A 10,530-nucleotide genomic window follows, 5' to 3' on the forward strand; every position below is an offset into this window, starting at 1 on the left:
TTTACAGTAAATGGATTTATTAGTGCTACTATATGAAATTTAATAATTAATTTTATATCTAGTTCCATTAAATAACATATAAATAAAATTTAAAATAATGTTTTATTCATGAAATGTTAACACTTTCATCCACAATGGAAATATTTCATTAACCATCAGCTCCAACGCGCTACATTCATATATTTATTTTAAAAATCATATAGTAAAAAACAAGATCCAACTCTCATTTTTAAAACCAGATTCTAATAATATTAATGTGTGGTTTTAATATTTTTATGAAACTATAAAACAATATTTATAGAGAATACTAAGCCCAAAGGATTTCGAATCGCAGGTTATTAACTGCTATTTGGAGGGTACAAAGCGCATGTGATGCAGGCTAAAAGCTGTATTACCGCTTTTATTTATTTTTAATCATTCATTAAGGACAGATATGATAACGCTGCAATTTGCCATAATAATTATATGCTTATTGATCGGTACGCGTTATGCGGGGATGGGATTAGGGCTGATCAGCGGCATAGGACTTTTTATACTGACATTTATTTTTGGTTTAGAGCCCGGTAAACCGCCTGTTGATGTCATGCTTACTATTCTTGCTGTGATTGGCTGTGCATCTGTTTTACAAGCAGCAGGTGGGCTCAATATTATGATGCAATTTGCAGAACGCCTTTTGCGTCGTCACCCACAACATATAACTATTCTGGCTCCCTTGACAACGTGGACGCTCACTTTCCTTTGTGGCACAGGGCATGTCGTATACACCATGTTCCCAATCATCGGTGATATCGCCTTGAAAAAAGGCATTCGTCCTGAACGCCCGATGGCTGTTGCCTCTGTCGCATCACAAATGGCAATCACTGCTTCACCTGTTTCCGTTGCCGTTGTTTCTTTAGTATCAATTATTGCAGCCAACCATGGTATCGGCCAATCATACGGGATCTTGGAAATTTTGGCAGTTTCGATACCAGCTTCACTGACAGGAATAATACTTGCTGCATTATGGAGTTTACATCGTGGCAAGGATCTTGATAAGGATGAAGAATTCCAGGAAAAAATCAAAGATCCCAAACAGCGTGAGTTCATTTACGGCTGTTCAGAAACGTTATTGGATCAAGTATTTCCTAAACAGGCTTATTGGGCTACCTGGATTTTCTTTGCTGCAATCGCAGTTGTGGTTTTATTCGGTGCATGCACCGACCTTCGCCCTGCTTTCGAATCAAAAGGAACTTTAAAACCTCTTTCCATGAATCTGGTCATCCAGATGATGATGCTCATTGCTGGCTCCATTATGTTAATAGTATGCAAAGTCAAAACCAACGAAATTGCTAATGGCGCCGTATTCAAAGCCGGCATGGTTGCCATTTTTTCTGTTTTTGGTGTGGCATGGATGAGCGATACCTTCTTCCACGCACATTTAGGTGACTTAAAACTGGTCTTGGAAGACGTAGTTCAAGCACAACCATGGACTTATGCTCTGGTGCTTTTTTTAGTATCAAAGTTGGTTAATAGCCAAGCTGCGGCTTTAACAGCAATCGCACCAATGGGATTGCAACTTGGTGTCGATCCCAAACTTTTGATTGCTTTCTTCCCAGCAGCCTATGGATATTTTGTTTTGCCGACTTATCCAAGCGATCTTGCTTGTATTGGTTTTGACCGTTCAGGCACAACAAAAATTGGGAAATTCATCATCAACCATAGCTTTATCATACCAGGGCTGATTGGTGTCAGCGGAGCTTGCGCGGTAGGTTATATTTTAACGAACACATTAATGTAATAAGAAGTTAGATAAAAAAATCAGAAAATTAATAGCCCGCTTATTGAAATGCTGTCTATGTTGGATTTCATATGGCGGGTTATTTATTGATGCAGTGTAAAAAAGAACATAAAAAGGCCAGCAAATTTGCTGGCCTTTAACGATAACTTTCGGATGTAGCGAAAGCGTATTATTTTGCGTTCAAACGCTCTTTAATACGAGCCGCTTTACCAGAACGCTCACGCAGGTAGTACAGTTTAGCTCTGCGAACAGCACCACGACGTTTAACGTTGATGCTGTCTACGACTGGGGAGTGAGTCTGGAATACGCGCTCAACACCTTCGCCGTTAGAAATCTTACGAACAGTGAATGCAGAGTGCAGACCGCGGTTACGAATAGCGATAACCACGCCCTCGAATGTCTGCAGACGCTTTTTAGAACCTTCAACGACCCATACCTTAATTTCCACGGTGTCACCCGGACGGAATGAAGGTACGTCTTGCTTCATCTGCTCTTGTTCAAGTTGTTTAATAATGTTGCTCATAATAACTCTCTTACCCTAGGTAAACTGACATATCAAAGACATGCCTTTACAGGGCATATCTGGATTAATTTGTTGCCTGATCGTGATATTCACTTTGGAACTCAGATAGCAACATCCTTTGCTCGTCAGTCAGAGCTAGGCTTTCTAGAAGTTCGGGCCTTCGTAACCAAGTTCGGCCAAGCGATTGTTTCATGCGCCAGCGATTAATTTCGGCATGGTTTCCCGATAATAAAACAGGGGGAACTTCCATCCCATCCAGTATTTCAGGGCGGGTATAGTGAGGACAATCCAACAATCCATCAGCAAAAGAGTCCTCTTCCGCTGACGCCTGACGCCCTAGAACTCCGGGAATAAACCGAGAGATAGAGTCTATCATTGTCATTGCGGGAAGTTCCCCTCCGCTAAGAACGTAATCACCGATAGACCATTCTTCGTCAATTTCGGTTTGGATTACACGCTCATCAATACCTTCATAACGGCCACAAACCAGAATTAACTTCTCATTTGCCGCCAGTTCACAAACTCCCTGTTGATCGAGTTTGCGCCCTTGAGGTGAAAGGTAAATCACTTTTACGCCATCACCCGCCGAAGCTTTGGCTGCGTGGATGGCTTCCCGTAAAGGTTGCACCATCATCAGCATGCCTGGACCACCGCCATAAGGACGGTCGTCGACAGTACGATGCCTGTCATAGGTAAAATCCCTAGGACTCCAGCAATCGATACTGAGCAGGCCATTCTTAACTGCCCGACCAGTTACCCCGTAATCGGTTATTGCGCGGAACATTTCAGGAAACAGGCTAATAACCCCAATCCACATACTGCGTCCCACTCATTTAAACCGTTTTTACCGGAGATTAAAAACCAGGATCCCAATCTACCTCAATAGTTTTGGTAGCGAGATCGACTTTCTTGATAACCTGCCCATCAAGAAACGGAACCAACCGTTCCTTGATACCGAATGCATCTTTCAGATTTGCTTTGATTACCATCACATCGTTAGAACCCGTTTCCATCATGTCATCCACGATGCCCAGGCTATAACCCGCAGTATTCATTACTTGGCAACCAATCAGGTCTTTCCAGTAATAATCACCGCTTTCCAGTTCCGGCAATTTATTAGAATCCACCACTATTTCGCAATTAGTGAATAGATTCGCAGCATCCCGATCATCAATACCTTTGATTTTGACGATAATATCTTGGTTATGGTGTTTCCAGGTTTCCAGCTCAATGTGTTGCCATTGTCCAGAACGCTGAATAAACCACGGCTGATATTCAAAAATGTCTTCGGCATTTTCGGTGGAAGAAAAAACTCTGAGCCAACCACGAATGCCATACGCTGACCCTAATTTTCCCAATACGATTGGCTCAACAGGGTGCTTCAGGCCAGATTGTTTGCTCATTGTTACCACCGTGACAGATTAAGCTGCTTTCTTAGCGTCTTTGATCAGTGCAGCAACACGATCAGACACAGTTGCACCCAGACCAACCCAGTGTTCGATACGGTCTAGATCTAAACGCAGAGCTTCTGCATTTCCTGAAGCGATTGGGTTGAAGAAACCAACACGCTCGATGAAGCGACCATCACGCGCATTGCGGCTATCGGTCACTACTACTTGATAGAACGGACGCTTTTTTGCGCCGCCACGAGCTAAACGAATTGTTACCATAACATCCTCATTAGTTAGCAAAACAACCAGACTCCATCGAGGAACGGGGTCCGGCTGTCCATTTAAAAGCCCGAAAATTTTACTCACTTTGGCGCAAAAAGCAATCCAAAGAACATTTTCTTTCGTAATTTTGTCAATTACCGCCCCATGAATCCGGGTGGAAGCATGCCTTTCATGCCACGCATCATTTTAGACAAACCACCTTTTTTCATTTTTTTCATCATGCGTTGCATTTCATCGAACTGCTTCAGCAAGCGGTTGACATCCTGAACTTGCGTACCCGATCCCGTAGCAATACGGCGTTTACGAGAACCTTTGATAATTTCTGGTTTTTCCCGCTCCTTGCGGGTCATGGAATTAATAATTGCTTCCATTTTAACCAAAACTTTATCGTCCATTTGAGATTTGACCGCATCAGGGATCTGTGACATTCCTGGCATTTTGCTTAACATGCTGGTCATTCCCCCCATGTTACGCATCTGTTTTAGCTGATCAAGGAAATCACTTAGATCAAATCCATCACCTTTTTTCAGTTTTGATGCCAATTTTTCCGCTTGAGTACGGTCAACCTTGCTTTCAATTTCTTCGATTAATGAAAGCATATCTCCCATTCCCAGAATACGGGAGGCAATACGATCTGGATAGAAAGGTTCCAGCGCATCAGTTTTTTCACCAACACCAAGGAATTTAATTGGTTTTCCGGTAATGTGGCGAATGGAGAGTGCGGCACCACCACGGGCATCACCATCCACTTTTGTCAGAACAATACCTGTTAATGGTAATGCTTCATTAAAGGCTTTTGCGGTATTTGCCGCATCTTGACCTGTCATCGCATCGACAACAAACAGCGTTTCAACAGGCTTGATGGCAGCGTGAACGGCTTTGATTTCATCCATCATGGCTTCATCAACATGCAGGCGGCCTGCGGTATCGACTAACAGCACATCATAGAATTTCAATTTAGCGTGTTGGATAGCCTTGTTGACGATATCAACGGGTTTTTCCTGTGGATCAGAAGGGAAGAAATCAATCCCAACTGTTTCAGCCAAAGTTTCAAGTTGCTTAATTGCCGCCGGACGATAAACGTCAGCAGAAACAACCAAAACTTTTTTCTTATTCTTTTCTTTTAGCAGTTTGCCTAATTTGGCAACGCTGGTTGTTTTACCGGCACCTTGCAAACCTGCCATCAGAACAACGGCAGGAGGCTGAGCAGAGAGATTCAGCTCACTGTTAACCTCTCCCATTTCCTTAACCAATTCATTCTGAACGATTTTTACAAATTCCTGCCCCGGGGTCAGGCTTTTGTTAACCTCATGCCCCACTGCACTCTCTTTGATTCGTGAAATAAAATCACGTACAACAGGCAAGGCAACGTCTGCTTCGAGCAAAGCCATACGAACTTCGCGCAGCGTATCTTTAATATTATCTTCAGTCAGCCGTCCTCGACCACTGATATTGCGCAGAGTGCGCGATAGTCTGTCAGTTAAATTATCAAACATTGTCTCAGCTCAGATATCTACAAGTGGGTCTACCTGTAAGGCAAATTTTACGAATTATAACACGATGATTGCTTGATCTCTGCAAAGAGATTCCCAACTATGATTAACAACGGTTGGAGGCTACCCCAGCTAACGGTATACTTAAATTTTAAGTTCAATCCATACCCAAAAGATTTCAAAGTGCTACGGCTTGAGAAATAGAGGGTACACACTATTGCGAAAACGATAAACGTTATGCTGGTATTTTCAATCATTGCTTTACTTGCTTATCTCATTAGCCTGACGCTCATCGTGCCGGGTTTATCTCGCCAACAAAACAATTATCAAAAGCTGGCGCTTTTTTTCGCAACATTAGCGCTAATTGCCCATGCAATTGCACTGAAGTATCAAGTATTTCATGTCAGCAGCGGGCAAAATCTCACCTTATTGAATTTAGGTTCAATTGTCAGCTTATTGATGTCCATCATTATGACAATCGTTGCTTTTCGTGGCAGGGCATGGTTTTTTCTGCCCATAGTTTACAGTTTTGCCATGATAAATTTGATATTAGCCAGCATGATGCCGGGTGAATTTATTACCCATCTTGAAGCCAGTATTGAGCTATTCATTCATATTGGGCTGGCATTGCTTGGATATGCAACTTTACTTATCGCGGCCCTTTATGCGTTACAGCTAGGCTGGTTGGATTATCGGCTTAAAAAGAAAAAACTCACCTTTACTTCCGGAATACCGCCATTGATGGTAATTGAACGAAAAATGTTCCACATTACCCAAGTTGGTGTAATTTTACTAACATTGACCTTATGTACAGGCATCATGTATATGGATGATATTTTTAGTAAAGAAAATATTCATAAATCTGTATTATCTATCATCGCCTGGTTTGTCTACGTCATTTTGCTTTGGGGACATTATCATGAAGGTTGGCGCGGCAAGCGCGTTATTTGGTTCAATTTGATTGGCGCGTTTATTCTGACTCTCGCGTTTTTCGGTAGCAGGCTATTGCAGGAAGTCTTGATTTATTAATGAAGTTAACAAACCATTGTAGCCAGTTCGTATAAATATTAGGAAGGAACTCTGTTTTGGAGCACGTCTCAACAGGCACACTCATTATAATTCTTGTTGTCATGGTAATCGTTTCGGCCTATTTTTCGGCCTCAGAAACCAGCATGATGACAATTAACCGCTATCGCTTACGCCATTTAGCTAAACAAGGAAGCACACCTGCGCGAAGGGTAGAGTCTCTGCTACGCCACCCAGATCGGCTTATCAGCCTTATTCTGATAGGTAACAATCTCGTCAATATCTTGGCTTCTTCGCTCGCGACTATTGTTGGTATGCGCCTTTATGGCGACATGGGAGTTGCTATTGCGACAGGCATATTAACTTTCGTGATCCTTATTTTCTCTGAAGTAATGCCAAAGACGATTGCAGCGCTTTATCCTGAAAAAGTAGCATTCCCAAGCAGCTTCCTGCTGAGACCACTAGAAAAAATCATGCTACCCCTTGTGTGGGCATTTAACAGGATTAGCTTGTTGCTCATGCGTTGCCTGGGCATTCAAACCTCAAATATTCGCAATGATTCGGTCAGTAAAGATGAGTTACGTACGATCGTAAATGAATCAAACACGCATTTATCACGCCGTAACCAAGACATGCTGATTTCAATACTCGATCTCGAAAAAGTCACTGTCGGCGACATTATGGTGCCCCGTAATGAGATTGTTGGCATTGACATTAATGCTGATTGGAAATCCGTTATCAGGCAGCTAACACATTCCCCACATGGAAGAATTGTACTTTATCGTGACTCTCTTGATGACGCGATCGGGATGTTGCGGGTACGTGAAGCCTATCGATTAATGATGGAGAAAAAAGAGTTTACGAAAAGGAACCTGATCAAAGCTGCGGATAAAATTTATTTTATTCCGGTCAGTACCCCATTAAATACCCAGCTCATCAACTTCCAACGCAATAAGCAAAAAGTGGGGCTGATCGTTGACGAATATGGTGATATCCAAGGGCTTGTGACAGTTGAAGATATTTTAGAAGAAATTGTCGGTGATTTTACGACATCCATGTCCCCGACTTTGGCGGAAGAAGTACTTCCTCAAAGTGACGGTACAGTGTTGGTTGATGGTACAGCTAATATCCGTGAACTGAATAAAGCCTTTGATTGGGCACTACCCGAAGATGGCCCAAGAACAATGAACGGAATGGTTCTGGAGGAGTTAGGTGAAATCCCGGAGTTGCACGCTCAAGTTCAGATTAATGGATATAATTTTGAGGTTCTTGCAGTACACGACAATGTCATTAAACAAGTCCGAGTAACACAGATCAGCCAAAATCCGGGCAAAAGTGAAAAAAACGATGATTAATCAGAAGACTAATCAGTAAAGATAAAATCAATTCGGATAGATTTTTACAGATACTTCCTTATACAAAATCATAAACAAGGCCCTGTTTATGATTTTGTATAATCGCCATTTTTTGTTAGCGTATGAGTTAAACGAAAAAGGCGATTATACAAGTCAATATACAGGGCCTGTCGGATTTTGTGCCTTACATCCTCTCTATCTCAGGGAGGCGCTTACGGCGGTTATCGCGCTTAATGAACTACACCTGAAGCTCAACAAGCTTTTCTTCAGGCAGTGCCAACTCATCGTTATAGTTGACACGAACACCAGCGTCCAGAATGCCCTGAGCAATGCCTTGGGCTTCTTTCAGTGAGTGCATTTCATAAGTGCCACACTGATAAATATTCAACTCTGGGATCTGGTTTTGGTTTTCAACTTTCAGTACGTCTGCCATTGCAGCTTTCCACGCTTCAGCCACTCTGGCTTCCGCAGGAGCACCAATCAGGCTCATATAAAAACCGGTGCGGCAACCCATTGGTGAGATGTCGATAATTTCAACACCATCACCATTCAAATGGTTACGCATAAAACCTGCAAAAAGATGTTCAAGCGTGTGAATGCCTTTCTCAGGCATTACTGCTTTATTAGGGACACAAAAACGTAAATCAAATACTGTAATGGTATCACCATGAGGTGTATCCATCGTCTTAGCAACTCTAACAGCTGGCGCAGCCATACGTGTATGGTCAACTGTAAAACTGTCCAATAAAGGCATAATATTACCTCCTGAGGCATCAGATTTTTTTACGAGTATTTTTCAGATAAATGAAACCTTTTCATTTGCGGCTGGTCATAAGATATGAAGACGCGCAAAATTGTTATCATCCCTATTCTCTAAGATATTTTATTCGGCCACCACTGGTGGCCATTTTCTTTTTTTAACGCCCTGCATGAAGTTTCAGATACTCATCAAAACTCATGCTGTCCTGCTGCTCAATATGATGTTGCAGAGATACAGAAGCATCGCGTTCATTGGAGAAACTTTCTTCATCTAAAATTGAATAAGGCTCTTCAATCAATTCATTATGGTATTTGTTTGACAGTTCCAATCCAAAACCAACTATTCCCTGCTCTTTCATCTTATCCAACACGCGCCCGGAAAACGTTAAGGATGGATCTTCAAGCATGGATACCAACTCCTTACAGACTGATTGATATTGTGTTCCTGAACAAGTATCCAAGACTTCTGCAACACGCTCTAGATCTGCAAATAGCTGCTGCCCAACGAATTTAAGCGGTTTCTGCTCATCACCATCGCCAATAGCAATATGTAGATCGGGTTTACGCCCTTCCAAAATCACCTTATTCCAATTTTGACGACAACAATCAAGTTCTTCATTTCCCATTTCTGGAGCATCTGCCAAGACACACCATATCAAGAATAGGTCAAGAAAACGAATCTGAGTTTCATCAACTCCAATGGCGCTGAAGGGATTAATATCCAACGAACGCACTTCAATGTATTCAATGCCGCCTCTCAACAAGGCGTCGGAAGGTGACTCCCCTTCTTTCGTCACGCGTTTCGGGCGTATTGGAGCGTACAACTCATTTTCTATCTGGAGAACATTAGTATTCAGCTGTAGATATTTACCTTCTTTCTTCACACCAATAGATGCAAAATCTACAGACGGCTTATGAATGGCCTTCTTCAAGCCTGCTACATACGTGTGGAGATTATTGAAGGTAATATTGAGTTCACTTTGCGATTTGTTGGTATACCCCAAGTCACTCATTCTTAATGACGTCGCATAAGGCAGATAACACGTCCCTTTTTCAGTTTCTTCAAAAGATAACGTGGTATTTCGCCCACTTAAGAATGAAGAACAAATCGCTGGTGATGCGCCGAATAAATAAGGGATAACCCATCCAAAACGGTAATAATTTCGGATCAGGCGAAAATAAGCATCCGAAATCTGTTCTTTCCCGGTTTCGGCATCTTTAATACCTAACCGAGCTTGCCAGAAGCTTATTGGCAACGAAAAATTATAATGCACTCCAGAAATCGTCTGCATTAAGGCACCGTAACGGTTTTTTAGCCCTTCACGATACAGGGTCTTAAAACGTCCCACGTTGGATGTGCCATATTGGGCCAGAGTAATATTTTCTTCTTTATCAATAAAACATGGCATGCTTAAAGGCCACATTTTTTCATTATCCAGATTTCGCGCAGTGTAACGGTGTAAATCTTTAAGGAAATCAACAGTTCTATTTATGTTGCTATCAACAGGGGTAATAAACTCCAATAGAGATTCAGCAAAATCAGTTGTAATCCATTTATGCGTTAAAGAAGCACCAAGTGATTTTGGATGCTTAGTCTTAGCTAAATGACCGTCTGGAGTAACACGCAAAGTTTCACGTTCAATACCTCGGCAAATACCTTTTAATACCGTAGGGTTTGCCTCTAACCATGACAATGCTTTTGATACATCCGGGATCAATTTGACCTCCCTTGGAGTTTAAAAGATTATTACTAAGAGATTACTTTATATTAAACAGACTAAGTTGTCGCTGATTACATAAAGATGTCTATGCATCATCGATTAAATTATAATCGAACAATAATAAAAGAAATGTAATGAATAAGAAGAAATAAAAAACCCCTGACTCAGAGAATCAGGGGCTTAATATGGTGCATCCGGGAGGA

10 protein-coding genes are annotated in these 10,530 nt (G+C 41.9%); 3 read left to right on the forward strand and 7 right to left on the reverse strand.

Going from position 1 to position 10,530, the window contains the following annotated elements; translation table 11 throughout:
* Positions 1-433: 433 nt before the first annotated feature.
* Positions 434-1,777 (forward strand): anaerobic C4-dicarboxylate transporter, encoded by a 1,344-nt coding sequence (locus FE392_RS18485; RefSeq protein WP_319931632.1) that lies wholly within the window; start codon positions 434-436, stop codon positions 1,775-1,777.
* 169 nt (positions 1,778-1,946) lie between these two features.
* Here the strand turns inward: FE392_RS18485 and rplS are convergent, their stop codons facing one another.
* The 5 genes from rplS to ffh form a co-directional block, all read right to left on the reverse strand.
* Entirely contained in the window at positions 1,947-2,300 is a 354-nt protein-coding gene (gene rplS, locus FE392_RS18490; RefSeq protein ID WP_092511474.1) for a 50S ribosomal protein L19, read from the reverse strand.
* A gap of 64 nt (positions 2,301-2,364) precedes the next feature.
* Positions 2,365-3,117 carry a tRNA (guanosine(37)-N1)-methyltransferase TrmD gene (gene trmD / locus FE392_RS18495; protein WP_319931633.1) on the reverse strand — a complete coding sequence of 251 codons (753 nt, stop codon included), beginning with the start codon at positions 3,115-3,117 and terminating at the stop codon, positions 2,365-2,367.
* 37 nt (positions 3,118-3,154) lie between these two features.
* Positions 3,155-3,703, reverse strand: coding sequence for a ribosome maturation factor RimM (rimM, locus tag FE392_RS18500; protein ID WP_319931634.1), 549 nt, complete (start codon positions 3,701-3,703; stop codon positions 3,155-3,157).
* A gap of 18 nt (positions 3,704-3,721) precedes the next feature.
* Positions 3,722-3,970: a 30S ribosomal protein S16 gene (gene rpsP / locus FE392_RS18505; RefSeq protein WP_273551333.1), complete on the reverse strand. Its 249-nt coding sequence runs from the start codon at positions 3,968-3,970 to the stop codon at positions 3,722-3,724.
* 137 nt (positions 3,971-4,107) lie between these two features.
* Positions 4,108-5,469: a signal recognition particle protein gene (gene ffh / locus FE392_RS18510; protein ID WP_092511480.1), complete on the reverse strand. Its 1,362-nt coding sequence runs from the start codon at positions 5,467-5,469 to the stop codon at positions 4,108-4,110.
* A 234-nt stretch (positions 5,470-5,703) separates the two neighbouring features.
* Here ffh and FE392_RS18515 point away from each other — a divergent pair, with 234 nt between their 5' ends.
* Both FE392_RS18515 and FE392_RS18520 read left to right on the forward strand, forming a co-directional pair.
* Positions 5,704-6,495 carry a cytochrome C assembly family protein gene (locus FE392_RS18515; RefSeq protein WP_319931635.1) on the forward strand — a complete coding sequence of 264 codons (792 nt, stop codon included), beginning with the start codon at positions 5,704-5,706 and terminating at the stop codon, positions 6,493-6,495.
* 56 nt (positions 6,496-6,551) lie between these two features.
* Positions 6,552-7,847, forward strand: a complete 1,296-nt coding sequence (locus tag FE392_RS18520) for an HlyC/CorC family transporter (RefSeq protein WP_319931636.1) — start codon at positions 6,552-6,554, stop codon at positions 7,845-7,847.
* A 238-nt stretch (positions 7,848-8,085) separates the two neighbouring features.
* On the opposite strand, the gene luxS is transcribed toward FE392_RS18520, so the two are convergent.
* Both luxS and gshA read right to left on the reverse strand, forming a co-directional pair.
* Positions 8,086-8,601, reverse strand: coding sequence for an S-ribosylhomocysteine lyase (luxS, locus tag FE392_RS18525; RefSeq protein WP_319931637.1), 516 nt, complete (start codon positions 8,599-8,601; stop codon positions 8,086-8,088).
* A gap of 163 nt (positions 8,602-8,764) precedes the next feature.
* Entirely contained in the window at positions 8,765-10,324 is a 1,560-nt protein-coding gene (gene gshA, locus FE392_RS18530; protein WP_319931638.1) for a glutamate--cysteine ligase, read from the reverse strand.
* Between the last annotated feature and the right edge of the window lie 206 nt (positions 10,325-10,530).

The sequence above is a fragment of the Xenorhabdus santafensis genome (assembly GCF_033949405.1).
Taxonomy (GTDB): domain Bacteria; phylum Pseudomonadota; class Gammaproteobacteria; order Enterobacterales; family Enterobacteriaceae; genus Xenorhabdus; species Xenorhabdus santafensis.